This window comes from Scleromatobacter humisilvae (assembly GCF_023231945.1).
GTDB lineage: Bacteria > Pseudomonadota > Gammaproteobacteria > Burkholderiales > Burkholderiaceae_C > Scleromatobacter > Scleromatobacter humisilvae.
The window spans coordinates 66,598-92,140 of record NZ_JAJLJH010000009.1 but is presented as its reverse complement, the minus strand read 5'-3'; the positions used below and the strand labels follow the sequence as shown (position 1 = coordinate 92,140).

General features: G+C 72.1%; 19 protein-coding genes. 3 read left to right on the top strand and 16 right to left on the bottom strand.

All coding sequences use genetic code 11. The features are described from left to right. Window positions 1-108: 108 nt before the first annotated feature. Window positions 109-2,193: a gluconolaconase gene (locus tag LPC04_RS22890; protein WP_275684619.1), complete on the top strand. Its 2,085-nt coding sequence runs from the start codon at window positions 109-111 to the stop codon at window positions 2,191-2,193. Here LPC04_RS22890 and LPC04_RS22885 read toward each other — a convergent pair. From LPC04_RS22885 to LPC04_RS22875, 3 genes are read right to left on the bottom strand one after another with little or no spacing between them, the layout of a single operon-like run. After that, entirely contained in the window at window positions 2,190-2,597 is a 408-nt protein-coding gene (locus tag LPC04_RS22885; RefSeq protein WP_275684618.1) for a GFA family protein, read from the bottom strand. The genes LPC04_RS22890 and LPC04_RS22885 overlap by 4 nt on opposite strands. Then, entirely contained in the window at window positions 2,594-3,061 is a 468-nt protein-coding gene (locus LPC04_RS22880) for an SRPBCC family protein (protein ID WP_275684617.1), read from the bottom strand. The genes LPC04_RS22885 and LPC04_RS22880 overlap by 4 nt, the downstream gene beginning before the upstream one ends. Before the next feature lie 16 nt (window positions 3,062-3,077). Then, a complete protein-coding gene (locus LPC04_RS22875; protein WP_275684616.1) occupies window positions 3,078-3,443 on the bottom strand; it encodes an ArsR/SmtB family transcription factor in 366 nt (121 codons plus the stop codon). 180 nt (window positions 3,444-3,623) lie between these two features. Between LPC04_RS22875 and LPC04_RS22870 the strand changes: the two genes are divergently transcribed. Continuing rightward, window positions 3,624-5,123, top strand: a complete 1,500-nt coding sequence (locus LPC04_RS22870; RefSeq protein ID WP_275684615.1) for a peptide MFS transporter — start codon at window positions 3,624-3,626, stop codon at window positions 5,121-5,123. Between the two features lie 48 nt (window positions 5,124-5,171). On the opposite strand, the gene LPC04_RS22865 is transcribed toward LPC04_RS22870, so the two are convergent. The 3 genes from LPC04_RS22865 to LPC04_RS22855 form a co-directional block, all read right to left on the bottom strand. Continuing rightward, window positions 5,172-5,726: an ECF-type sigma factor gene (locus LPC04_RS22865; protein WP_275684614.1), complete on the bottom strand. Its 555-nt coding sequence runs from the start codon at window positions 5,724-5,726 to the stop codon at window positions 5,172-5,174. An 88-nt stretch (window positions 5,727-5,814) separates the two neighbouring features. Next, a complete protein-coding gene (locus LPC04_RS22860) occupies window positions 5,815-5,967 on the bottom strand; it encodes a hypothetical protein (RefSeq protein ID WP_275684613.1) in 153 nt (50 codons plus the stop codon). Window positions 5,968-6,076: 109 nt separating this feature from the next. Continuing rightward, on the bottom strand, window positions 6,077-7,864 hold the full coding sequence (locus LPC04_RS22855) for a zinc-ribbon domain-containing protein (RefSeq protein WP_275684612.1): 1,788 nt from the start codon (window positions 7,862-7,864) through the stop codon (window positions 6,077-6,079). Window positions 7,865-8,141: 277 nt separating this feature from the next. On the opposite strand from LPC04_RS22855, the gene LPC04_RS22850 reads away from it, so the two are divergent. After that, the gene (locus tag LPC04_RS22850) at window positions 8,142-10,232 is read left to right on the top strand and encodes a prolyl oligopeptidase family serine peptidase (RefSeq protein ID WP_275684611.1); all 2,091 of its coding nucleotides are present in this window, start codon (window positions 8,142-8,144) and stop codon (window positions 10,230-10,232) included. Between the two features lie 54 nt (window positions 10,233-10,286). Here the strand turns inward: LPC04_RS22850 and LPC04_RS22845 are convergent, their stop codons facing one another. The 10 genes from LPC04_RS22845 to LPC04_RS22800 form a co-directional block, all read right to left on the bottom strand. After that, on the bottom strand, window positions 10,287-11,807 hold the full coding sequence (locus tag LPC04_RS22845) for a hypothetical protein (protein WP_275684610.1): 1,521 nt from the start codon (window positions 11,805-11,807) through the stop codon (window positions 10,287-10,289). A 120-nt stretch (window positions 11,808-11,927) separates the two neighbouring features. After that, window positions 11,928-12,503, bottom strand: coding sequence for a septal ring lytic transglycosylase RlpA family protein (locus LPC04_RS22840; RefSeq protein ID WP_275684609.1), 576 nt, complete (start codon window positions 12,501-12,503; stop codon window positions 11,928-11,930). Between the two features lie 83 nt (window positions 12,504-12,586). Beyond that, window positions 12,587-12,976, bottom strand: a complete 390-nt coding sequence (locus LPC04_RS22835; protein ID WP_275684608.1) for a hypothetical protein — start codon at window positions 12,974-12,976, stop codon at window positions 12,587-12,589. Between the two features lie 133 nt (window positions 12,977-13,109). After that, entirely contained in the window at window positions 13,110-13,517 is a 408-nt protein-coding gene (locus tag LPC04_RS22830) for a VOC family protein (protein ID WP_275684607.1), read from the bottom strand. Between the two features lie 69 nt (window positions 13,518-13,586). Beyond that, window positions 13,587-13,949: a PspC domain-containing protein gene (locus LPC04_RS22825; RefSeq protein WP_275684606.1), complete on the bottom strand. Its 363-nt coding sequence runs from the start codon at window positions 13,947-13,949 to the stop codon at window positions 13,587-13,589. 222 nt (window positions 13,950-14,171) lie between these two features. After that, window positions 14,172-14,417 carry a hypothetical protein gene (locus LPC04_RS22820; RefSeq protein ID WP_275684605.1) on the bottom strand — a complete coding sequence of 82 codons (246 nt, stop codon included), beginning with the start codon at window positions 14,415-14,417 and terminating at the stop codon, window positions 14,172-14,174. Between the two features lie 114 nt (window positions 14,418-14,531). Then, on the bottom strand, window positions 14,532-15,671 hold the full coding sequence (locus LPC04_RS22815) for a lipocalin-like domain-containing protein (RefSeq protein WP_275684604.1): 1,140 nt from the start codon (window positions 15,669-15,671) through the stop codon (window positions 14,532-14,534). A gap of 27 nt (window positions 15,672-15,698) precedes the next feature. After that, window positions 15,699-19,643, bottom strand: coding sequence for a glycosyltransferase (locus tag LPC04_RS22810; protein ID WP_275684603.1), 3,945 nt, complete (start codon window positions 19,641-19,643; stop codon window positions 15,699-15,701). After that, window positions 19,640-23,467, bottom strand: a complete 3,828-nt coding sequence (locus tag LPC04_RS22805) for a hypothetical protein (RefSeq protein ID WP_275684602.1) — start codon at window positions 23,465-23,467, stop codon at window positions 19,640-19,642. Before LPC04_RS22805 ends, LPC04_RS22810 begins: the two co-directional genes overlap by 4 nt. Next, complete coding sequence (locus tag LPC04_RS22800; protein ID WP_275684601.1) at window positions 23,455-25,542, bottom strand: ATP-binding protein; 2,088 nt, start codon at window positions 25,540-25,542, stop codon at window positions 23,455-23,457. Before LPC04_RS22800 ends, LPC04_RS22805 begins: the two co-directional genes overlap by 13 nt. Between the last annotated feature and the right edge of the window lies 1 nt (window position 25,543).

Genomic DNA, 25,543 nt, shown 5'->3' with positions numbered 1-25,543 from the left:
AGCCGGCGAGGCCCGAAGCTTAAGTCGCCGGCGATGACGGGCCGGGGCGCAGGGGAATGCGCGGCCGGGCAGGTACCATGCGCGGCCCTGCAGATCCGGACGACACGCGTGAAGCGACGCAAGAACAACACGAACCGCCGAATGGCCCTGGGCGGCGCGCTCGCGGCCATCGGCGTCGCGGCCTGGATCGCCGTGCGCCACCTGGGCGCGCCCGCCACATCGCCGAGTCCTGCCGCGCCCGCGCCGCCGTCGCACGACTGGCCCACGCACGTGCAGCCGCTTGCGGGCGACGGCCGCGTCGGCTGGCGCGACGGCGCCGCCGCGCAGGCCCGGTTCGCCGATCCGTACGGCCTGGCGCTCGATCCGCACGGCACGCTCTACATCAGCGACGGCGGCGACAACGACCGCATCCGCATGCTGCGCCCCGACGGCAGCGTGGCCACGCTGGCCGGCGGCGTCGAAGGCTTCCAGGACGGGCAGGGCGCCGCCGCGCGCTTCGACACGCCCTCCGGCCTGGCGCTGGATGCCACCGGCAACCTCTACGTCGCCGATACCGGCAACCACGCGATCCGCAAGGTGACGCCCGACGGCGTCGTGACGACGCTGGCCGGCAACGGCAAGCCGGGATATCGCGACGGCCCCGGCGCGCAGGCGCAGTTCGACGGCCCGATGGGCCTGGCGGTGGACGCCGCCGGCCGCGTGATCGTGGCCGATGCCTACAACGACCGCATCCGCGCGATCGCGCCCGACGGCACGGTCACGACGCTGGCCGGCGGCGCGACGTTCGGCGATGCCGACGGCCCGGGCGCGCAGGCGCGCTTCGACACGCCGTGCGCGGTGCTGGTCGACAGGACGGGCCGCCTCCTCGTGGCCGACACGCGCAACGACGCGTTGCGCGCGATCGACGCGGCCGGCAACGTCACCACCGTGGCGCGCGGCCTGCCGGGCAAGGCGTTCGAGAAGGCCTTGCACCGGCCGGTGTCGCTGGCGCAGGCGAAGGACGGCGCGCTGGTCGTCGGCACGCTGGCGGGCGGGCTGTCGGAGATCGCCGCCGACGGCACGCCGCACGCGCTGTTCGGCCTCGACGAGCCCGGCCTCGTGCGGCCGACAGGCCTCGCGGTCGGGCTGCAGCGGCGGCTGCTGGTGGCCGACGCGGCGTCGTCCCGGCTGCACCTGCTGACGCCCGCGGGCGACGCTGCGGCCACGCGCGTCGACGGCGCGATCGGGCCGGCGCCCGACCGTCCGCTGCCCGACGCCGGCGGCCGCTGGCCGGTGCGGCCGCAGCTCGCCTGGCACGAGGTGGTGGGCACGATCGGCGAGGACCGGGGCGACGGCAAGGGCGAGTCGCGCGACCACTTCCACGACGGCCTCGACGTGCGCGGCGACGTCGGCCAGGAGGTGGTGGCGATCGTGGCGGGCAAGGTGTCCAACCCGCTCGCGACCTACGGGTTCGGGCAGATCAACGAGGGCCTGTCGATCGGCCCGCTGGCCTACGTGCACATGCACGTGGGCCGCGGCGCGCACGGCGCGGCGATCGACCCGGCGCGCTTCGTGCCGGTGCACGACGAGGCCGGCAAGCTCGCCCGCATGCGCGTGCGGCGCGGCGCGCGCTTCGCGGTGGGCGACGTGCTGGGCACGATCAACCAGATGGCGCACGTGCACCTGTGGATGGGCGTGTCGGGCCATGGCCTCAATCCGCTGGCGCTGGGGCTGCACGGCTTCGTCGACACCGTGGCGCCGTCGATCGGCTCGATCGAGATCCGCGACGCGGCCGGCACGCGCTTCGTGAAGCGCGACGCAGGCCGCCTGCTGGTGCCGCGCGGGAACGTCGAGCTGGTGGTCGACGCCTGGGACCAGGTCGACGGCAACCTGCCGCGCCGCCGCCTCGGGCTATACAGCCTGGGGGTTCAGTGGCTGCGCGCCGACGGCACGCCCGTGCCCGGCTTCGAGCAGGCGCGCACGGCCATCGAGTTCGCCCGGCTGCCGGGCGACGAGCGCGTGAAGGATGTCTACGCCGACATGAGCGGCATCACCGTGCAGGGCAGCAGCGAGACGCATTTCCGCTACCGCGTCGGCCGCGCCGAGGGCGACGCGCCGCTGCCGCCGGGCGACTACACGCTGCGCATCGTCGCGAAGGATTTCTCCGGCAACGAGGCGACGCGTGGCCGCGACGTCGCCGTGCGCGTCTTCTAGAGTGGCGGCACCGGCACGGGTGCGTGCGCCCAATCGTCGTGCCGGCCGTCCTGGTACTCGACGCGCAGGCCCGCCTTGACGTCGTCAGACATGTCGTCGAGGCAGGCGATGCTGACGACGTCGAAGTCCTGCGGGAAGTGCTCGCCCTTGGCGCCGTGGCCCCCCAGCTTGACGCCGCAGCGCATGCAGAAGCGGTGCTCGACCCGGTGGCCGCCGAAGCGATAGGCGGCGACCGCGTCCTCGCCCTGCACGAACGCGAAGCTGCCCGGCTGCGCCATCGTCTTCCACAGGCGCGTCTTCGTGCACATCGAGCAGTTGCAGCGGCTGGTGGGCTGCGCGAGGTCGATGTCGCAGCGCAAGCGCACGGCGCCGCAGTGGCACGAGCCGTTGAAGGTGCGGATCATCGAGTTGCTCCGCGTGCGACAGCTTCGGCCAGGCGGTCGAGCACCGCGCCCCAGCCGGCCTCGTGGCCGTCGCGCATCTGCTCGGACGCGAACGGCGCCTGCGTGAACGTGAGCTTCGTGCCGGCCTTGCCGTGCGGCTCGAACGTGACCGTGATCAGCGTCTCGTCCGACGGCTCCGGCGCCCACTCCCACTGGAACGTGAAGACGAGGCGGCGGTTGGCGTCGATCTCGCGGAACGTGCCGTGCGCCCAGGTGTCCTGGCCGTCGGGCGAGCGGATGCAGTAGCGGTAGTCGCCGCCGGCGCGGAAGTCCATCGCGAACGAGACGCAGGCGAAGTCCTTGCCACCCTGGCGCGGATACCACCAGCGCCGCGCGTGTTCGGCGCTCGTCCAGCACTCGAACACGAGCTCAGGCGGGGCGTCCAGCGTGCGCACGATGGTCAGGGACAGGTCGTCGGGATTCATGGTCGTTCCTCCGCGCTCAGCGCGTGCGTTTGCGGGCCGGGGTGGGCGTCGTCCCGCGCTCGGCCTTGAGCTCGCGGACGTAGTCATCGAGGTGATCGAGCGTCGACTCCCAGAACGGGCGGTAGTGCGCCAGCCACTCGGTGGCCTCGGCCAGCGGCTTCGCCACCAGCCGTCGCGGACGTGACTGCGCGCTGCGGCCGACCTCGACCAGGCCCGCGCGCTCCAGGACTTTCAGGTGCTTCGAGATCGCTGGCGAACTCATCGCGAAAGGCTCGGCGATCGTGGCGACGCTGGCCTCGCCGGCGGCCAGCCGGACGAGGATCGCGCGACGCGTGGGGTCGGCGAGGGCGCCGAAGGCCAGGCTCAGGGGATCGTCGGTCATGTTGATAACCATTTGGTTGCGTAACCATTTAGTTTTTAACAAAAGCCGCGCGGAACGTCAACTTCCTCAGCTTGTCTAGGGGATTGACCTGCCGGCCCGGAAACATGCGCCGGCTATCATTTGACGCTTCCCCGCCGGCCGCGACGGCCCGCGCGGCTCCCTCCCGTCGAAAGCAGTCCCATGTCTTCCCTGAAAGCCCGGCTGGACAAGATCCCCGAAGGCTCGGCCGCCCTGTTCTTCATCCAGATGTTCTCGACGCTGGGTTTCGCCGTCCTGCAGACGTCGCTGGTGCTGTACGCCACCAAGCAGCTGCACTTCGCCGACAAGCCGGCGCAGTCGCTGATGAGCCTGTTCGGCGCGTTCAACTACGGCCTGCACCTGTTCGGCGGCTACCTGGGCGGGCGCTTCATGAGCAACCGCAACCTGTTCGTCGGCGGCATGGCGCTGCAGGTGCTTGGCTGCGCCTGCATCGCCAGCGGCAGCGTCGCGATGCTCTACTGGGGCCTCGCGCTGTTCCTCACCGGCAGCGGCCTGAACGTGACGTGCATCAACATGATGCTGACGCAGCGCTTCACGCCGGACGATCCGCGCCGCGAAGGCGCGTTCCTGTGGAACTACGCCGGCATGAACCTCGGGTTCTTCATCGGCATCAGCGTGGCGGGCTACTTCTACGAATCCGGCCGCTGGGGCGCGATGTTCACGTTCGCCACGGTCGGCAACTTCGTCGCCATCGTGCTTGCCTTCCTGTGCTGGCGCCTGCTGACCGATCGCAACACGCCGCTGTCGACCGCCAGCGCGCAGCAGTTCCGCACGCGCGGCATCGCCGGCATCGCGATCCTGGTCGGCCTGGTGCCCATCGTGTGGTACCTGCTGCAGCATCCCGATTCCACGACGGTGTTCGTCGAGGTCGTGTGCGCATTGGTGTTCATGGCCATCGGCTGGGTGGCGGCGCGCCATCCGATCCGCTTCGAGCGGCGCAACATGGGCGCCTACCTGGTGCTGGCCTGCGGCTCGCTCGTCTTCTGGTCGCTGTACCAGATCCAGACCAACGGCCTGACGCTGTTCTACGACCGCAACGTCGACCCCGTGGTGCTAGGCATCACGATCTCGCCGCAGTGGGTGCAGAACATCAACACCGTGGTGATCGTCATCGGCGGCCCGCTGCTCGCGGCGCTGTTCTCGTCGCTGCGCGCGCGCGGCTGGCGCATCGACATCCCGATGCAGTTCTCGGCCTCGCTGGTGATCATGGGCGCGGGCTTCCTGTTCCTGCCGCTGGGCATCGGCCTGGCCGACACGGCGGGGCGCTCGTCGTTCCTCTGGATCGCGCTGTTCTACGTGATGCAGACCATCGCCGAACTGCTGATCTCGCCGGTGGGCTACGCGATGATCGGCAAGCTCGCGCCGCGCCAGTACCAGGGCGTGATGATGGGCGCGTGGATGCTGCTGACCGGCCTGGCGTCGATCTTCGCGGGCGAGCTGTCGAAGTCGATCCCCACCGCGCAGGACGCGGCCCCGCAGCTCACCAACCCGTTCTACGCGATGCTGTTCGGCCGCCTCGGCTGGGCCACCGTGGGCGTGGGCATCGTGCTGGCGTTGCTGATCCCGTTCCTGCGTCGGCTGATTTCCAGCCAGGACACGCCGGACGTCGACGAACTCGCGCCGGCCGTCGTGCCGCACTGAGCGCGCGGCCGCGTCAGCAGGGCGAGGGCACCGGCGCGACCACCGCCGTCACGACTTCAGCATCGCCATCAGCAGCAGCCGCGCCTTCTCCCAGTCGCGGCGGACGGTGCGATCCGTCAGTTCGAGCGCCTCGGCGATCTCGGCTTCGGAGTAGCCGCCGAAATAGCGCATCTCCACGACGCGCGCCAGCCGCGGCTCGGCCTGCTCGAGGGCCAGCAGCGCGTCGTGCACGCGAAGGATCTCGTCGGAGCCGGAGGGCAGGCCGTCGCCGACCTCGGTGTTGAGCGTGACCTCCCGCAGGTTGCCGCCGCGGCGCTCGGCGCGGCGTTCGCGCACGGTGTCGATGATGACCGAGCGCATGATGCGCGACGAGTACGCGAAGAATGCCTTGCGGTCGTCGGCGCGCAGCTGGCCGCCCTGCATGAACTTGAGGTAGGACTCGTGCACCAGCGAGGTCGTGTCGAGGACGGTGTTGCGTCCGCCATCGCGCAACCGGGCCCGGGCGAGCTTGCGAAGCTCGTCGTAGGCGGCGGCGAACAGCTGGTCGCGGGCGTCCTGCGCGCCTTCCTGGGCCTGACGGATGAGCGCCGTGAGAGTCTGCATGGCAAGGGCTCCCGCCTCTGGATGGATCGCCATTGCAGCGGAAATCCTGCCCGACCGCCATCCCTGGATCGATCGCCGCGCCCGAGCGCTAGGCGCACGGGCTGGGCTGGGCGCTGCAGGTGATCGGCTCGAAGCCGTTCTTCGGCGCGTCCTGCGCGTCGCCGCCTCCGCAGCCGGACAGCGCGGCCAGCAGCAGCAGCGCGAACGTGGTGACGACGTGGCGGGAAGCAGGGTGGTGCATGGCGATCTCCGTCGGCGAAGGGCGGGCGGCGGCGTCGCCTCGATTTCCCCTCGCCTGCCCGGACGCAGCGGGGCGGCCGAACCGGACATCGCCCGTTCAGGCCATCGCGTCAGGCCCCGGCGGGCTGCGGCGGCAAGGCCGTGCCGCACGCGCTGCAGAACCTGGCGTCCGCGCTCGCCGGTGTGCCGCAGGCCGTGCAGAAGCGTCGCGCGGGCGCGCCCGCGACGCGCGGCGCGTCGGGCGCGCCCGCGAGGGCGTCCGCGCGCGCGGGCGCTTGTCCGCCGAGCAGGGCCTCGGTGGCCTGCAGCGCGTCGATGCGGTGCCGGTCCTCGGGCGCGCGCGGCGCGACGAACACGCTCTGGCGCGCGGCGAAGGCCTCGAGATCGTCGGCCAGGCGCGACGCCTCCTGCGAGGTCGCGTACATCGCCGTGACCTGGCGCGCGCCATCCTTGCCGAACACCACCGACTCGACGCGCGCGCGCCAGATGCGCAACGTCATGGCCTCCACGCGCACGACATCGTTCTCGGTCTGCAGGCGGCTGTTCAACTGGTTGCCGGTGCCGATGCGCGACGACTGCCAGGTGCCCTGCAACTCCACCCACACCAGCTCCGACTCGAAGTTGAAGCGGCCCCAGATCGCGCCGGCGGACTGGAAGCAGAATGCCGCGATCGCCAGGCACACCGCGGCGTAGCCGACGGTTGCCGTGTTGCCCCAGCCGTCGACGAGGACGCGCGACGGATCGAAGCCGTGCACGTAGGCGAGCGCGCAGACGACGCCGAAGACGGTCAGCAGCGCGGCGTAGAAATCGAGCATCACGAGCCAGCTGTGGCGCGGCCCCCGCAGCGCGCTGTTCAGCGTCACCGCCGCGGTGCCGGGCATCGGCATGGGCTGCGTCTCCTCCAGCAGCTCGCCCGCGAACTGGCCCGAGCCGGCCGCGCCGTGCGTCACCGGCTCGATGCGCGTGTAGCGGCGGTTGGGGATCTTCTCGACCCACTGGTTCTGCAGCGTCCGATCGAGCTCGGTGACCAGCGACGCCGGCGGCCCGTTCATCGACAGCGTGCGCTGCTCGCAGCTGCGCTCGGTCTGCGGCGAGGCGTCGAGCTGGGCGTGCAGCGCGCACAGGATCAGCACGACCGCCACCAACGCGCACACGAGCAGGAACGTGGCTTGGCCCGTCATCGAATAGCGCACCGACGGCAGCGCCGTGCCGAGCAGGTTGGCCGCGACGGGCCCGACGATGGCCGCCACGACCAGCGCGATCAGCGCGCCCGTGCCGAGCTGCGCCTGGCTGCCGCTGACCAGCGGCCGCAGCAGCACCACCGCGCCGAACACGAAGTAGACGATGGAGATCAGCGGCCGCGACTCCTCCGTGCCGAACAGGCCCCACGCGAACAGGAAGCTGGCCAGCGTGACGAGGAAGGACAGCGCGTTGAAGAAGTGGCGCTGCGCGAGCTCCTGCACGACGACGGGCGCCGTGATCAGCCGCGGCACCGCGTGGTAAAGCAGGCCGTTGAGCGCGCCCTGCGGCTCCGGGTATTCGAGGCCGCCCTGGCGCAGCGTGGCCTTGTAGAAGTCGGCGCGCGCCGAGTTGCCCGTCGCGCCGATCGCGACCTCGGGCGCCAGCGAGCGCGGCCGTCCGCGGCCGAAGAAGAAGCGCAGCCGGCGCGCGGCGATCACCGCGAACGACAGCCCCGCCGCGAGCAGCGCCACGCCCACCAGCAGCGGCGCGACGCCCAGCCGCGTCGAGTGCGCCTGGATCGCCTCGCGCGCCCACAGCAGGCCGACGAGGCCGCCCAGCAGCGTGATCGCGGCGCAGGCGAACAGGAAGCTGTTCTCGACCCGGAACGGGTTGGGCAGTTCGAGCCGCTTGTTGTCCGAGCTGTAGTCGTAGGCCAATCGTCGCTCCCCGTGGGTTTGCGGCGATTCTAGGAGGCCGGGCCCTGTCGGCCGGATCGTTGCCGCCGGTCGGCAGCAGCTTCGGCTTGCGCCCGCGCCGCGCGAGGGCCTCGCGCCGGGGTGTACGCGTTGCGCACGGGGTGGCTGCTGGTCATGACGACGTCCTGAAGGAGATCAAGGCGATATCACGCCGGGACCGGCCGCGCCGGCTGTCGATGCCCCTGCCGCGCGCCGCCTAACATGGCGGCCTGTTCGATCAGCCGATGGAAGCCCGCCCGTGAACCTGCCGCCAGCCTTGCACCGCCCGTCCGCGCTCGCGTGGGTGGCCGCAGTCCTTTGCCTGCTCGGTGTCGCGGGTTGCGCGAGCAGGCACCTCGTTGCCACCGCGAAGCCCGCGGCCCCCGAGGCGCCGGCACCGGCGGCCTCGGTGGCGAGCGGCTATCCGTTCGCCGCCGCGCGCACGCGGACGCGGGACTATTTCGGCGTGACGGTCAGCGACGACTTCGCGTGGCTGGACGACGCGCACGACCCCGCCACCCGCGCCTGGATCGCGGCCGAGAACGCTTATGCCCGGCGCCATCTGGACGCCATGCCCGTGCGCGCCGCGCTGCGCCAGCGTTTGCAGTCGCTGGCCGGGTCGACGGCCAACGTCTACTCGTCGCTGGCCGAGCGCGGCGGCGTCGTCTTCGCGCTGAAGGCCGCGTCGCCGCAGCGGCGTCCGGTGCTGGTGGCGTTGAAGTCGCTGGACGACGCCGGCAGCGAGCGCGTCGTGTTCGATCCCGCCAAGGCCGCGCCGGACGGCGCGCTCGCGATCGCGTTCTTCCGGCCATCGTCGGACGGGCGCAAGGTGGCGCTCGGGCTGTCGTCCGGCGATGGCGTGACGCTGCGCATCCTCGATGTCGCCAGCGGGCGCCTGCTGGCCGACGAGATACCGCATGCTGTATCGCCCGATGCGGTCGGCGACGCGGCCTGGAGCGCGGGCGACGCCGGCTTGTTCTGCTTCCGGACTTCGGCTGCGGGCACGCCCCAGGTTGTCTTCCACGCCATCGGATCCCCGGCGTCGCAGGATCGCGTGGAGCTCTCCGACGGACTGCCGCCCCGCGCGCGCATCCGCCTCGAGAGCACGCGCGACGGCCGCCACGTGCTCGCGCTGGTGGAGGATGTGCGCGGCGGCGAGGCCTCGCTGTTCCTGAAGTCGGCCGACGCGGGCGGCTGGCGCCGGCTCGCGTCCGGATCCGACGGCGTGCGCGACGCGCTGTTCGGCGACGACGACACGATCTGGGTGCTGTCCGTCGCCAACGCGCCGCGCGGCAAGCTGCTGCGCCTGCCGCTGGCCGCGACGAAGACGATTGCGTGGGACAAGCTTGCCGGCGTCGCCGTTCCGCAGCAAGGCGCCGTGCAGCGCTTCGCGGTGTCCGGCGGCACGCTTTACGTGGTCGAAGGCGAGGGCGGCGTGGCGCGCCTGCGCACGATCGACCTGCGCAGCCGGCGCAGCTCGGTGGTGGCGCTGCCGGCGACGAGCGGCGTCGCGGCGCTGGCGCGCACCGGCCGCGGCGAGGTGGTCGCGCAGGTCGTGAGCGAGCTCGAGCCGCCGCTGTGGCTGCGCGTGAGCGCCGGCCGCGCCCGGCGAACCTCGCTGGTGGCGAGTTCGGACGCCAGCTTCGGCGACAGCGAGGTCGTGCGCGAACTCGCCACCTCGCGCGACGGCACGCCGGTGCCGCTGTCCATCCTGCGCCGCAAGGGCACGCGGCTGGACGGCCACAACCCGGTCTTGTTGACGATCGCCGGCGCGACGCCCGAGTTCGACCCCGCGCGCCGCGTCTGGCTCGATCGCGGCGGCGTCGTCGCCCGAGCCACGCTGCGCGCCGGCAGCCAGGACGGGCTCGACGACTTCATCGCCGCGGCCGAGCGGCTCTTCGCGCTCGGCTACACGCAGGCGTCGCTGCTGGGCGTCGACACGCGCGGCGACGGCGCGCTCGCGGCCGCTGCGGCGATGGCGCGGCGGCCCGCGCTGTTTCGCGCGCTGGTCGGCGTCGACGGACGCTTCGACCTCCTTCGCGCCGGGCGCGCCCCGGACAGCGAAGACGACGTCGGGGATCGTGCACGCTTCGACGCGCTGCTCGCCGGCTCGCCGCTGCAGGCGGTGCGCGACGGGGTCGACTATCCGGCAGTGCTGCTGCGCGCCGGCGTGGATGGCGCGCAGTCTCGCGAGATGGCGGCGCGCCTGCAGCAGGCCGATCCGCATGGCCGGGCCATTCTCTTTCTAACCGATGGATCGAGCGGAAATCATCCGAACCTGGGCGATGCCGTCGACCGGGCGGCCGATGAACTCGGCTTCCTCCTCGACGAGGTGGTCGCCGCGCAGTAGCGGGTCGAAAAAAAGAGGCACCGCGGTGCCTCCCTGTCGAACGGCGCGAGCCGATCAGCGATCGCGCTCGCCGTTGTTCTTCTCGCGATCTGCCGGATGCTCGTGCTCGGTCTTCTTGCGCTCGTCCTTTTCCTTCGGCTCCTTGGCTTCCTTGCCCTTGGCCTGCGGCGGCTGCTGGCCCTGCGCCGCGGGTTGCGCGCCGGGTTGCGCGGCGGGCGGCTGCCCTTGCGGGTTGCCGCCACGGTGACGCGGATCCTGCGGGTTGACCGGCTGCGGCTGGCCCGGCTGCGGAGTCGGCTGCTGCACCTGGCCTTGCGGCGGCTGGCCGTTGCCCGGGTGCTGCTGCCATGGCTGGCCTTGCGGGGCCTGCGGCTGCGGGTTCGGAGTTTGCGGCGGCTGGCCGTTGCCCGGGTGCTGTTGCCATGGCTGGCCTTGCTGGCCCGGCTGTCCTTGCGGCTGCTGGCCCGGGTACTGCGGCGGCTGGCCGTTGATGGTCGCGGGCGTGCGCGGCGGCGGTTCGAACTCGCGGCCCGGGACAGGACGCGCCGGTTGCTGGCCTTGCATCGCCGGCGCCTGGGCCGGTGCCTGCGGGACGCCCGAATGCGCGCCGTTCTGCACGTTGAAGCGATCGTTGCGCTCGGTGCGCACGGGCTGGCCCGCGGGCAGGGCCATCGGCGGACGGCCGGACTGGTAGGTCGGGATCGCCTGCTGCGACGTCGGCTGCGGCGCCGCGGGACGGCCCGCCGGAGCCAGGCCGGCCGCCAGGTGGGCGCGCGCGGGCACCGAGTTCTGGAACGCCTGGCCGTTGGCCGTGGCGCCGGCGGGGGCCTCGATCGTCACGTTGGTCACATTCGTGACGTTGGTGACGTTGTTGACCGTGTTGTGGCTGTTGACGTCCACGTTGCCATGCACGCGCATGCCCACGTTGACGACGGCCGGCGCGCTCACGACGACCGCCGGCGGCGTGCCCAGCGGCGCGGGCACGATGATGCCGGCGCGCGAGCCTGGCGGCGGCGGCACGAACACGCCTTGCGGGCCCATCGGCGGGTGACCCATGCGCACGCCCGGCGCGACGATCGCGACAGAGATGCTCAGCCCCGGGGGCGGCGGCACGAAGTGGCGCTCGGGCGCGCACCAGAAGCCGGGCACGAACACGACGACGTCGGCGCGGTGCTCGTAGTACGGCTGCACCCACACGAAGCTCGGGCGCGGCGGCGGCGCCCAGCGGCCCGCCGACCAGAACCAGCGGCCTTCCCATGCCCAGTAGCCGCCGGTCCAGACCGCGTCGGGATAGGGCTGCGGCGGCGGCACTTCCACCAGCATCGGCGGCGGCGCCCACTGCACGGCGATCGGCGCGGGCTGCTCGAGCGGCGGATCGACGTAGACGCTGACCACCGGGTCGTTCTCCGGCACGTAGTCCGGCGCGGGTTGCTGGTAGACCGGCGCGGGACGGGGCGGCGCCTGGACGTAGCGCGGGGGCGCCTCGACGACGCAGGCGGACAGGAGAGCGGCGGCGCCGAGCGCGGCGGCCAACGCGGCCAGGCGCGGGACGGCCTGGTTTCTTGGTGTCGTCATGTGCTGTGATCCTCAGGGATTCGCCCCGGCCGTGCGGGCTGGACGCGCCATTGTCATGGCACCTGGGGAGTCAACGCTCGAGCACCGGAGTCGGTGCGCAGGGGACACGCAAATTTACATCTATCGGTTGGCTTTCAAGACGCGATCCGATCGGCGATGTCCGGCCGCGACGGAGGCCGCGGCGGGCGCGTCCGGCACCGTGTCAGGGGTCGTCACGTGCTGGTCGGACGGCGGCACGCTGATCGGCGTGACCGCGACCTTCGACACGCCTTCGTGTCGATCGAGGCCCACCTTCTCGGCAGTCGCGGGCGTCAGGTCGACGATGCGGCCCTTCACGTGCGGCCCGCGATCGCGGATCGTCACGACGGCGCTCTCGCCGGTCTCGAGGTTGGTGACCTTCGCGGTGGTGCCCAGCGGCAGCGTCTTGCTGGCGGCGCTGTCGTCGCGCGGATCCATGCGGCTGCCGTCGGCCATCTTGCGGCCGTTGAACTTGCCCGCGTAGAACGAGGCCTTGCCGACGCGCGTGCGTCCGCTGAGGTCGAGCCGGGGCCTGGCATGCGACGCCGCCTGCTGCGGCGCGCTCGCCGCGACCGGGCGTGCCGCGTCGCGCGGCGGCAGGTTCGACGTGGCGTGCGCGCACGCGGCAGCAGCGATGGCGGCGCAGGCCGCCGCGGCCGTCCTCGACCTTGCGGACATGTTGGTTCCCGTCGATGCGCGCCGCGAACTGCCGCGGCCCATGAGCGGCTGCGGCAACCGCTGTTCCTGTTCGAGGCCGGCGCTCAGTCGTCGGTGTCCTCGGCACTCAGCTTCGCCAGGTGGAGACAGGCCACGCCGATGGCCGTGGACAGGACCAGCAGCGTCCAGGCCAGCCGCGGCGGCCTCAGCATCGATCGGAGGCCGACGTCGAATTCCGCGAACCACAGGCCCATGTCGCCGTCCATGCGTTGCACGAACTGCCGCTCGCGGCGGGATTGCGCCAGCGTGATCGGAAAGACGTGGCCCTCGACGATCTGGTACTCCACGGCATCCGCGTCGGGTGTCGTCGACGCCTGGCCCAGCACGACGGCCGCGGCGATCCAGCCCGCCACCAGCGTCGGCGCGCCGATGCCGCGCAGGACGGCCGGCGCCGAGCCCGGCCGGCGCCGCGGCACGGGCGTGCTCCTGCGCATCGGCGCACGCCAGCGGCGCGCGGGCCGGGACGCCGCGGGGGCTCGGGAGCTGGACGGTGCGGATCGCATGACGGCAATGCCTGTGCGCCATGCTCCTCCCGGAGGCGTGTCGCCGTCGATGCGACACGCTCGCTCACGCGAAGGGCGGCCCCTTCAGCTCGACGACGTTGCCCTCCGGATCGCTCAGGTAGATCGACGGCCCTTCGCCTTCGGCGCCGTAGCGCGGTTCGGTGGGGCCGGCGGCGATGTCCAGCGATGCGAGATGCGCGCGCAGCGCCGGCTCGTCGAAGGGGTCGACGCGAAAGCACAGGTGGTCGAGGTTGCGGCCCTCGCGGCCGGGCGCCGCGCCGCCGGCGCGGCCCAGCTTGCCGTCGACCGGGACAAGATCCAGCATCGAGCGGCCCGCGCGCAGCTGGATCAGGCCGATCTCGTCCTGGCGCCGCTCGATGCGGCAGCCCAGGCCGTCGCAATAGAAGCGCAGCATGGCGGGCAGGTCGACCACGCGCAGCACGAGGTGGTCGATGTCGCGGATCTGGATCATCGTGGGAGCTCTCCTTGGCGCGAGTGTCCCACGCGACGCGGGCGCCGCGCGGGGCCTGCGCACAGGCACTCAGCCCGCGTGCATCGTGTCGCTGGGGGCCGGCAGGTACAGCTGTTCCTGCGGCACCAGGATCCACAGCAGGACGTACAGCGCAAGGCCGCAGCCGGCGAAGACGATCCCGAACGTGAAGACCAGGCGCCAGACCCACGACGGCACGCCCGTCGCCTGCGCAATGCCGCCGCAGACGCCGCCCAGCCAGCGGTCGCTGAGGCTGCGGCGGAACTGGTTCAGCGCGCTGACCGGCGGGCTCGTGCGGGCCGACGACGGCATGCCGTTGAGGACGCGCGCCTTGGCGCGCGCGAACTCGTCGTCCGAGAGGACGCCGCGTTGATGGAGGTCGGCCAGCTTGCCGAGTTCGTCGCTGTCTGACATGGTGTGCTCCTGTGAGGGGAAGGCGTTGATCGATGGCTGCAGATTACGCCCGCGATCGACGCGCCGCCACGGGCGTGCGACGGTCTGCGGCGCGGGCCGACAGGGCCGCGCAAGTCGACGACAGGGAGCTGTTCATGGTCTCGCCGCACACCCGACGCGGCCACCGATGCACGACGCTTTCCGGCCGGCGGATGCCGGCTTCGGCATCGCCCGCCTCGGCGGTCAATGTTTCGCGTTGTCCTTGTTGAAGCCGCGCGTGGGCACCATCGTCGGCCGCGGGCCGTCGTTGGAGTCGCTGCAAGGGGCCTGCCATTCGCGCAGCTCGGTCGCCAGCAACTGGTTGCCATCCTTCTGCGCCAGGGCCATCAGTTCGAAGACGTTGCCGTCGTTGACCAGTTCGTGGCCGAGGCCCAGCTTGAGCTGGCGGTAGATGTGTTGCGGATCGGTCGAGTTGTCCTGCGCTTTCATGGGTTCTCCTGCAAAGTGGATCCCGTCGCGGCAACGCCTGTGCCCATGGCGTGCCGGCGCGCGCGACACGCGCCGTCCCCGGCAGTGTGCCGTGTCGCGAATAGCCCCGCGTCGCTACAGGCGCAATTTGCCGGAGTAGCCCGTCAATTCGAGATAGCCGTAGCCGGCGACGCTCCCGGCGTCGTCGTGCAGCGCCGAGATGCCTTCCCAGTAGACCGAGCCCGTGGAATCGCGACTGTCGAGTTCCTGGTCGTCCTGCAACGTGACCACGCGCCAGCGTCCTGCGGGCGTCGCCAGCGTCCACTCGACGGGGTAGGCGGCCTGCGTGCGCGGGCTCGTCCATCGTCGCAGCGGCTCGAAGCGCACGTCGCCCGCGCCGAACACGCGCAGCCTGCCGGCCGCGTCGCGCAGCGAGCCCCCGGCCCACAGCGCGCTGCCGTCGGCGCGGCGCAGGCGGAAGGCCATCAGCGCGGCGCCGTCGAGAAGGTTGAAGCCGACCCAGTCCCAGCCGACGGCCTCGGAGGGCAGCAGCTCGTTGCTCCATTCGTGGTCGAGCCACGCACGCCCGCGGACGTCACGCACGGGCGCGCCCGCGCGCTCGACGCGTCCACGCACCGCCAGCTGCGGTTCGCTGTAGTAGTGGCTGGCCTGTCGCGGATCGGGGCCCTTCTGCGAATAACCGGCGTCGCCCTGGAGGAGGATGGGCTGCGTGCCGGCGAGGTCGAGGGTGAGCGCGAAGCGATCGCTGCGCACGGCGATGCGCAGGGCGGTGGCGGCGTCCGGCGTGGCCGCCGTGGGACGTTGCAGCGACCAGTCGCGCAACTGCACGACCTGCGATCCGGCCGCCGCCGGCGTCTGCACGAGGCCAAGGCCCTCGCGGGCGGCGCGCTGGTCGTGCATCAGGCCGCCGCCGTGGGCGCCGGCCGCGAGGTCGGTCAGGGCGACGTGCGCGAACACCAACTGGCGCGCGGCGAATCGGCTGGCCGAGGTCTCGGCGAGTCCGGTCCGGGTGCGGAAGAAGGTGACCTGGAAGCCGAACTCGGGCTTCGGCGCGCCGGCCTGGCCCGCGCCCGCGCCGAGCCAGCCCGTCACGTACCACCACTCGATGTGCGTGTCGGGATGCGCGCCGTGATCCGCCGGAAAGCGCAGCGCGCGGTGCGTCACGCCCAGCGGTGCGGCGTCCGGCACCGCGGCGCCGGTGCGCGCGGCAAGCAGGGCGAGCGGCAGGCTCGTGAGGAAGGGGCGTCGGCGCATGGGCGGTCTCGCGCCCATTCTCTCCTGTCAGGCAGGGTGGTCGACGACGGCGCCTTCGGCCATGGACGCCAGTTCGCATTCGACGGGCGACCAGATGGGCAACTCGTCGAGCCGCCAGGCCGCGATGCTCTTGTCGCGATAGGCGCCGCCGACCTCGCTGCAGCGCTCGTCCAGCAGCAGCGTGGGCGCGGGGAAGCCGAAGGGCGCGAGCGCCAGGTTCAGCGTGCGCCAGTTGCAGTCGGAGGTGTCGACGTTGGGCCGCGGTCCCGTGAAGGTCGTGGTCAGCAGCCAGGTGGCTCCGCTGCGGCGGAAATTCGCGAGCACCTGCGCGATCTCGGCGAAGGACAGGTGCGGCAGCAGGTCGCGGCAGAAGATGGCGTCGGCGCGCGGCAGGGCGTCGCGCGTGACGTCGCAGGCGACGAAGCGGCGCCGCGGCGAACCGTGCGCGCGTTGCAGCTCGGCGACCGTCCGCGCGTCGACATCGACGCCGACATAGCTCGCCACGCCGGTCGCCACGTGGCGCATCCAGTTGAAGTCGCCGCACGGCGCGTCCAGCAGCGACTCGATGCCCAGATGCTGCAGCGCGAGCGGCAGGCGTTCGCGCAGCTCGCCCGTCTGCGCCAGCGTCGACCCGGGCCCGGAGGCCGATTCCAGCCGATGGCGCGCATAGATCGCGGCGTGCGCGGCGAAGGTGCGGGCATACGCGTTGTCCTGCGGCGGCGCGGTCGACGGGCGCATCGAACGCCCGCGCACGTACGAGAAGAACGTGTCGGCGGCGTCGAGCCGCGCGCCCGGATGCGCCGCCTGATGGCGCTTGATCGACGTGTTGGACAGCATGTAGCACAGCGCGCTCTCGTCGAAGGCGCGGCGATGCGCCTGCGCGTCGGCGCGGACGAAGAACTTCTCCGGCGTGCTCCAGCACACGGGCTGCACGCGCTCGCACGGCAGCTCGTGCCAGTCCTGCGGCTGTTCGGCCAGCACGGCGTTCAGCGGCTCCGAGCCGATGGACGTCCAGCCCAGCGGGTCCGGCTGCCGCAGGCGCTGGCTCACGCGGTCGTAGAAGCGCGCGGCGATGCGGCTGCCGCGGCGCGCGCCGATGAAGCCGTTCGACGCCAGCCCCGAGCGCTCGCGGTGCCCGACGAAGTCATGCCCGGCCACGAGCGCGAGCACCGGCTGCAGCGGCTGCATCACGAGGCAATCGGCGTCCACCCACAGCCCGCCGTGGCGCTGCAGCAAGAAGGCGCGGATGAAGTCGGCGCGGTGCGCGGGCTGCAGTCGCGAGAGGTCGATGTCGCGATCGGCGTCCCACAGGAGGTCGAAGCTCTCCGGCGTGAGCACGCGCGCGTGGGGCGCGGCGGCGACGATGGAGGCCTGGCAGTCGGCGATCCAGTCCGGCAGCGGGCCTTCCCAGTATGTCCAGACCGGCGGGTCGGCGGAGGTCGACGGGTCGGGCACCGCATCGAAGCGCGCAAGTTCGCCGGGGGCCGGCGGCGTGGCCGGGAAGTCGCGCGCGAACCGCGCGGCGTCCCGCGTGGCGCACACCCGCTGCATCAGGGCGACGTTGGCGGCGTAGTGCGGGTTGGCCGCCGCCGCGCTGCCCGTCTCGGTGCCGTTGGAGCGCGCGTGGTGCAGGTGGACCAGGTGCTGGTCCCTGCGCGAGGTGCGCGCGAAGCGTCCGAGCAGCGAGGCCTTGTGGACCCAGGCGTTGTCCTCGCCGCCCCAGCCGCGGAAGCCCTCGACGAGGCCGCCGTGGCGCTCGAGGAACTCGCGCCGCACCAGGCACGCGCCGCCGGAGGCCGACGTGGCCGAGGCCATCACGTTGCGCGGGACGCATTGCTGCGGATCGGCCGCGCCGCGCATCACGGCCGCCGAGTCGGGCTCGCGCAGGTAGCGCACCGCCGTGTACGGCAGCAGCACGTCGAGGCCGCGCGCCCGCAGCTCCTGCGCGGCGCGCGGCACGAAATCGGGTGGCGGCAGCAGGTCGTTGTCCAGCCACAGCAACAGGCGGCCACGGGTGACCGGCAGCGCCGCGTTGAGCGCGCGTGCGCGTTCGAAGGCGCCGTCGTGGCGGACGAACAGGTGCGCGACCTGCCAGCGGCGCGCGAGGTCGGCCACCAGCGGCACCGGCCCCAGTTCGACGACGATCACTTCCGCGATGCCCGCGCGCTGTCGCAGCGTCGCCAGCACCGCCGCGAGATGCGGCAGGCGCTCGCGGCCGCCGTGCGGGATCACCACGGAGACGCTCTCCGCCGCGCTGTTGTCGGTCGTCATCGCAGTTCCTTTCGCGAGGCGCACGACGGCCGGCCGTGCGGGTTGGCGCGCGATCGCGCGCGCGGCGGATGGGGCGGGCAGCGCCGCGGGCCGTGTCGCTGGCCGGCAGGCCGCGCGCCAGGACGCGGCCCATTGGTCGCCGAACTGCCAGTGACGCTCCATCCAGGCGCGGTTGAGCGCGCCTGCGGCCTGCAGCGCCTGCGGGCCCTGGTCGACGAGAGCCGCCAGCGTGGCGGGCAGCGCGGCCAGCCCGCATCGCACGAAGGGCGCGGGTGGCGCGCCCGGCGCGCAGCGCGCGAGCGCGTGTTCGACGCCCGGCAGCAGGCCGAGTCCGTTGACGACCACGCAGCCCGCGGCAAGTCCCTCGAGGCTGTTGCGGTGGTAGCTGCCGGTGGCGCACTCGTCGATCACGATGTGCGCCGCGCGCTTCATCGCGAGCGACTGCGCGTGGCTCACCTCGCCCTGGCGCGTGGAGAGCACGCTCACGCCGGGCCGGCCGGCGAGGCGGTCGAGCGCGCGCATCGTCGTGTCGTAGCCCTTCGCGTGCCAGAACAGTCGATGGCCGGCCGGGTAGCGCTCGTGCTTGCCGGACGGCGTGTACGCGATGACGATGCCGTCGCCCTTGGCTTCCGGCGAGAAGCCCGGTTCCCACAACGGCAGGGGGTTGGGCACCACGTGCCAGCCGACGAACTCCGGCAGCGTGGCCTGGTACTGGCCCACGACGACGCCCGGCTGGCCCTGGCGCACGAACTGCATGTCGACGTTCCAGCCGTAGTTGTGCGCCATCGTCACCACGCGCTTGCCGGCGAGCAGGCGCTGGTGCGACGGGTCGACCTTGCCGTTGTGCACGATGACGACGTCGGCCTCCGCCAGCAGGGCCGTCGCCTGCGCCGGCGCGCGGCCCCAGTTGACGTCGCCGTCGAACACGACGCCGTTGCCGTAGCCGTCGGCGGCCCAGACGCAGCGCGCGGCATGCGGCGTCGCGTGCGCGATGCAGCGGGCCAGGATCGCGGGCACGCCGGCCACGGGCGTGGTGGCGTACGAGACGATGCGCAGGCGCGGCTCGCCGCTCGCATTCGGGGCCGCGGCGGCGTCCTCGTGCCGCGTCGCCCAATCCGCGCCGACGCGCGCCAGCGACTGCAGGCGGCTGCGCGCGCTCATGTTGACGAGCTCGACGCCGCGCCCCCGCAGCGCGGCGGCGAGCCGGCCGTACTGCTCGTCGATCTCGCGCAGCCGCGGCGCCAGCGCATGCCGGCCGGTGCGCGCGAAGAAGTGGTCGTCCACGAAGTCGACGCCGATCAGCCCGATGCGCCGCGCGCCCATCAGCGCGGCCAGGCACACCGCGACATAGGGCGAGTTCTGCGTGTAGTGCAGCGTGTCGGTGCCGGCGTCCTCGGTGCCGCCGAACCTGCCAAGCTTGAAGCGCACCACCGGCGGCTGCACCGGCCCGAGATCGAGCTGCGTGAACAGCGCCTGCGCCCGCGACGCCTGCACGTGGCGGAAGCGGTCCGCGGTGAACTGGTTCGGCGGATTGACCACCACCAGCCACGTCGGATCGAACAGGCGGCCGACGTCGTTGACGCCGATGGTGAGCAGCGCGCGCGGGTCGGGGAGGTCGTTCAGCGAGGGGCCGCAGCCGCAGACGACGATGGTCGAGCCGGGCTGGCTGCCGGCGAAGGCGTCCAAGGAGCGGTCGCTCATTGGCTGTTCTCCGTGCCCTTGATCATGACGCGCAGGCCCTGCGAGCGCTTCTCGCGCTTGGCGTCCTTGGACCTCGCGGCATTTCCGATGCCCTTGAACTTCAGGTCGCTGCGGCCCTCGACCGTCGTCTCGCAGTTCTTCTCCAGCGACAAGCCATGGCGGTTCTCGCCCTTGTCGAGCGGCCACATGTTGGGGATCTGGTCGGCCTTCGCCTTGCCGATCAGCTGGGCCTCGAGGATGTGGTCGCCGTCCGAATCCTCGCCGCCGTCGACCCTGCCGAAATAGCCGAACTTCTTGAGGGCATCGTTGAGCTTCTTGCCACCGGGCGTGCCGCCCTGGTCGTAGTCGAAGCTCGTTCCGGCCTGCGTCAGGAACTGCGCCGCGACACCGAGCGTGGACGATCCGCCGTAGCTGCCGCCGTCCGGCCAGGGGTGGCTCTCGAAGGGCTTGTACGCCTTGACGACACCGCCCTTGTCCAGCCATGCGTTGAGTGCGTTGCCATGCGCGGGGATCTCCTCCTTCGGATCGAATCCCGCCGCGACCTTGGCCCGCTTGTGGCCCATCGCATCCTTCAGCAGCGACTGCTTCAGGCGTCCGCTCACCCGCGGCCCCAGATAGAGGGTCCGGTAGATCGAGGCCGACTTCTTCGGATAGACGATCGTCGCCGGGTTCGTCTCGGAGCCCCACTTGTCGCCGGACATCAGCAGGGGCAGGTTGTCGGCGATGAGCTTGAAGTTGTCCTCGATCTTCTGGTCCACGACCGGGTCGCGGCCGTCCGGCGTCGGCGGCTTGCGCTGGCCGCGCAGCGTCTTGATCTCGTTGTTGGCCTTGGTCACCGCCTTGTGCGCGGCCTTGGTCTTTGCGCTCGCCTTCGTCGCCGGCTTGTTGTCGGACAGGAAATCGTCAAGGCTCTTTTCGGTGCTGGCCACCTTGAGCTGGGCGCTCTTGGCATCGCCGGAGAAGAACAGCCGGTGCGACTCGCCGTCGGCGGTGAACTTCGCCTCCTGCTTCCACCAGCCGATGAAGGCCTTGACGCCGGCCTTGATGTTGCCGAACACCGCCTTCGCCTTCTCCCAGATCCACTTGACCACCTTCTCGATCGTCGAGTCGACCTTCGCGCGGATCTTCTCGATGCCCTTGCGGATCTTGTCGGTGATGCCGTTGAGCCGCAGCAGCCTGGCCAGGAAGTTGATGACCAGCACGAGGCCGCGCGCCAGGCCGGCCTCCATCGCGTCGGCCGCCGCGCCGATGTTGCCCGCGGCGATCTCGCCGATCGAGCCGAGGAAGCGCCCGACCATCTCGATGATGTCCTTGGCCTTCTGGACGAAGAAGACGACCGTGTCGTAGATGCCGATCACTGCCTTCACGATGCCGGCGCCGGGCACGAAGATGCCGACGACCCACTCGATGGCGGCCATGATGATCTTGTCGCGGATGAAGTCCTTGAGCGCCTGCACGAACGCGTCGCGCATCTCGGCGGCCATCTCCTGCAGCTGCTCCCACGCGGCCATCGGGCCCTCGGTGACCAGCGTCTTGACCAGCTTGAACGACTTCTCGAGGCCGACGACCACCGTCTCGCCCATCACGGCGACCATGTGCCTGCGAACGTTGGCGTACGAGACGCCGATCATCTGCAGGGCCACGCCGATGATGCCCTTGAAGTCCCACGTCGACGGCAGCACCAGCCCTTCGATGGCGCCGGTGAGCCACTCGAACAGCGCGTCCTTGAGATGCTTGAGGAAGTTCGCGCCGAACTGCCTGAAGCCCTGGATCGCGGCCGCCATCAGGTTCTTCACGAACACGATGGGCTTGGTGAAGATCGCCTTGAGCACCGCGGCGCCCTTGCTGATGATCCCCTCGATCTCCGACAGCGAGTAGCCGAACTGCTGCAGCGCCCAGGTGAAGAACTTCTTGGCGGCCCACAGCAGCAGCTTGCCCAGCTTGGACAGCGCGCCCGACATCGCGTCCTTCATCTTCTCGATCTTGTCGTCGATCGCCTTGATGGCGGCCTGTTGCTTGTCGGCGAGCTTCTGCTGGAGGTCCTCCTCGCGCTTGCGGATGAAGCCGTCGAGCTGCTCGAGCTTGCCGTTGACGTCGTTGGCCGTGGCCTTGCCGATGTCGCGCAGGCTGGGGCCCAGCTTGGCGACGTAGTCGGCGATCTCGGTGCGGGCGCGGGCCAGTTCCTCGCGGCACTCGGCGATGGTGCGCTGGTTGTCGGCGGTGATGTCGGCCACGAGGTGGTCGATCGTCGAGACGAAGGTCGCGCGGTTGCGGTCGAAGATCGCCTTGACGCCGGGCAGGTCGTCCATGCCCAGCAGCCAGTCCTTGGCGCGGCGCGCCCAGCCGAACCAGCCGTCGTAGCGGTCGTCCTTGAACGCCTCGATCTCGCGCTTGACCGTGTCCTCGAACACGCGCGAGGCGCGCTCGTTGCCGTCGTCGAAGCGCTTCATCGACGACTGCTCCAGCGCGTCGAGCCGGGACTTCACCTTCGCCTGGGCGCGCGTGTAGACGCCGTTGATGTGCGCGGCGACCTCGTCGCGCTTCTTCTCGAGCGCCGACTTGGCGTGCTTCTGCTTCTGCGACGCTACGCCCAGGCCCTGCTTGCGATGCGCGACGATCTTGCCGCGCTGCTCGCGCTCCTCGTTGGCGAGCTCGGTGTCGACGCGCTTGGCCTCCTGCTGCACCTGCTTGCCCATCTCGCCCGGCGCGGCGCGCACGTCGCGGTCGAGCTTCTTCTTGTCGGCGTTGGCCGTCGCGAGGTCGCCGCTGTCGACCATGTCGAGCTGCTCCTGCGTGACGCCTTCCTCCTTCAGCTTGCCGTCGGCCTCGCGCGAGAACGTCGACATGTCGGTGTGCTCGGGCTGCAGCGGCGCGATGGCGTCGCGGCCCAGGTTCATGTTGCCGGTGCCGGGTGCCGACTCGGGCGCCGGCAGCGCCTCGGGCGCGTGCTCGGGCGGCACCGGTTGAGGCGTGTGCTCCATCTCCGAGAACGTGCCGACGACCGCGTTCTTGTCGACCTGCATGGACTGCAGCACGTCGGCGCCCGTGTGCTGTGCCTTCATGTCGCGCTTGAAGTTGTCGACGTCCTCGATCGTGCGCGGCACGTTCTCCTGCAGCGAGGCCTGCAGCGTGCTGTCGCCCTTGGACGGATCGATGCGGGGCTCCGGCCTGGCCTTGACCGCGTCCACCTGCACCGCGTTGCCGCGCGACTGCCCCTCGCTGGGCGGGATGACGACGGCCTTCTCGGCCTCGTGCACCTTCTGCGCCGCGTTCTCGTGCGTCTGTTCGTGGCGGCTCAGCACGCCCAGCGCCGCGGCCCCGCGCGCGAACACGGGACGCGCCTTGCCCACCAGGTATTGCGCCACCTTGCCGCCCGGAACGTCGACGCGCGCGGTCACGCGCGCCGTGCGCGGCGCGGCGCCGCCCTTGCCGCCCGGCCCGTGCTTCGGGCGCTCGCCCTTGCCGGCGTTCTTCTTCGGCTTCTTGTCGGCCGGCTTGCGCACCTCGGGCACGGGCTGCGGCGGCGGGCCCTTGCCGAGATGGGCCTGCGCCGACAGCGCGTCGCGCTCGAGCTGCGCGGCCTGCTCGTAGCTCATGTCGTCGGGCAGCTCGATGTTCTTGCCGTCGCGACTGCGGAAGACGCGCTTGTCGCCGGCGGGCGTCGATGCGACGTTGCGCGACGTCAGCAAGGTGCTCGCACGCGGGTCGGCGAACGACGGCGCCGGCCTCGCCTGGCCCTGCGCCTGCGCCTGTGCGCGCGCCGACGCCGCGATGCGCACCGTCTCGACCGGCCGCGGCTGGCGCGCGTGCGTCACCCCAGCCATGGCCGGGCCGGGCAGGCGGCGCCCGTCTTGCGGTATTCGCGCACCAGCGCGTCGTGCAGGTGCCGCGTGGCAACCTCCGCGCCATCCTGCAGCGCCAGCAGGCGCGCGTGCAGCGCCACGTTGGCCCACTGGCCGCCGGACAGCGCGCAGCGGCGCGCGGTGTCCTGCATCCAGGCGTCGTCGACCAGCGACGTGGCCGGCAGATGCCGCCGCAGCAGGCGATAGCGCTGGCGCTCGTCGGGCAGGCGGAAATGCAGCACCGCGTCCATGCGGCGCGAGAAGGCGCCGTCGATGCGATCGGGCGCGTTGCTGGTGACGACCAGGATGCCCTCGAACTGGTCCAGGCGCTGCAGCAGGAAGTTCGTCTCCAGGTTGGCGTGGCGATCGTTGGACGAGCCGACGTCCGTGCGGCGGGCCATCAGGGCGTCGCCCTCGTCGAACAGCAGCACGACGTCGAGCTCCTCGGCGGCGTCGAGCGCCTGGTCGAGGCGCTTCTCGGTCTCGCCCAGGAACTTGTCGACGGTCGCGGCGAGGTCGATGCGGAACAGCGGCTTGCCCAGCTCCGCCGCGAGCAGCCGCGCTGCCAGCGTCTTGCCGACGCCGCTGGGGCCGGCGAACAGCGCGCGCACGCCGAGGCCGGCCGCCGGCGCGCCCGTGATGGCGCAGGCGAGCTGTTCGCGCCAGCGGCAGCGCGCCGCGAACGACAGCAGTTCGCCGCGCGTCAGGTCGTCGACCTCGAGGTCGGCGAGGCCGCCCTTGGCCTCGAGCCGCGTCGCCAGCATCTCGAGACGGCCCGCGGGCAGGGCGCGCCGCGCCTCGCGCACGTCGTCCTCGCGGATCTCGCGCCGGCCGTCCAGGCGCGCGAGGTCGGCCGCGCCGCGCGCGAGGCGCCGCACATGGCCGCCCGACAGCCGCATCGTCGCGGCGGCATCGATGCTGGCCGCCGCGATCGCCTCGGGGATTGCTTCGCGCCAGTGGCGGCGGCGCGCGTCCTCGTCGGGCAAGGGCAGGTGCAGCGCGATCGTGGGCGCGTCGTCCTGGCGCGTCCAGGCGCCGTGCCGGCCCGTCACGACCAGCAGCGGGGCGTCGCACCATGGCAGCGGGGGCAGCACGCGGTTTTCGCCGGCCGCGAGCCCGGCCTCGACGACCGGCACCGCGCCGGTGACGCAGGCCAGCGCGCCGAGAAGCTGCCAGCGCGCGTCGTCCTCCCACACCGCGCCGCGCGCCACCAGCAAGTCGCGGCCCTGCGCCGCCGCGAGCGCGCCGGCGAGCGTCTTGCGGCCGTTGTGCAGCGGGCCGCGCAGCAGCAGCGTCGGCGCAGGGCGCTCGCGCAGCAAGGCCTGTAGGCCGTCCGACACCAGCTGCGCCGCGCGCGCGTCGGGCACGATGTAGGCCGCGAGCGGCGTTGCGCCCGCGCAGGCGCGATGCTGCAGCCAGGGCAGCGCGGGGGCGTCGCCGCGCAGCGCGTCCCAGACCGGCAGGGTGGCTGCGAACGCCCAGTCGGCGCGCGGCGCCTCCGGCGTCGTCACGCGCAGCAGGCCGCCGTCGACGAGCCGGGTCGCGGCCGCACGCACGTCGTCGACGCGATCCTCGCCGCTGCCGTCGTCGCGCCACCAGGCGGTCATCAGTCCGAGCGTGGGACGGCGGCCGCCGTCCTGCAGGCGTCCGAAGACGTCGCCGAAGCGCGCATCCTCCTCGACGAGGCCGGCGGCCAGCAGCAGCTCGATCTCGAGCGCCCCGGCGCCCGCGCGGCGCAGGGCCGCCAGCGGCAGGTGGACGCCGGCCTGCAAGGCCTGCGCCTCCCATTCGGCGAGCACGAGGCGCCAGCGCAGGGCCAGTTCGTCGCCGAGGCCCGCGCGTTCGTCGAGCTCGACGAGGTAGTCGACCAGGAACGGGTGCGCGGCGAGCGTCGCGTCCAGGTCGCCGTCCGCGCAGGCCTCGACGATGCGCGCGATGACGCCGAACAGCGCCAGCCGCAGGTGCTGCGCGGCGTGGAATGCGAGGCCCGCGAAGGGATGGTCGCCGCGCAGGCCGTCGCCGGCGTCGGGCTGCAGTGCGCGCAGGGGGGCGTTCATG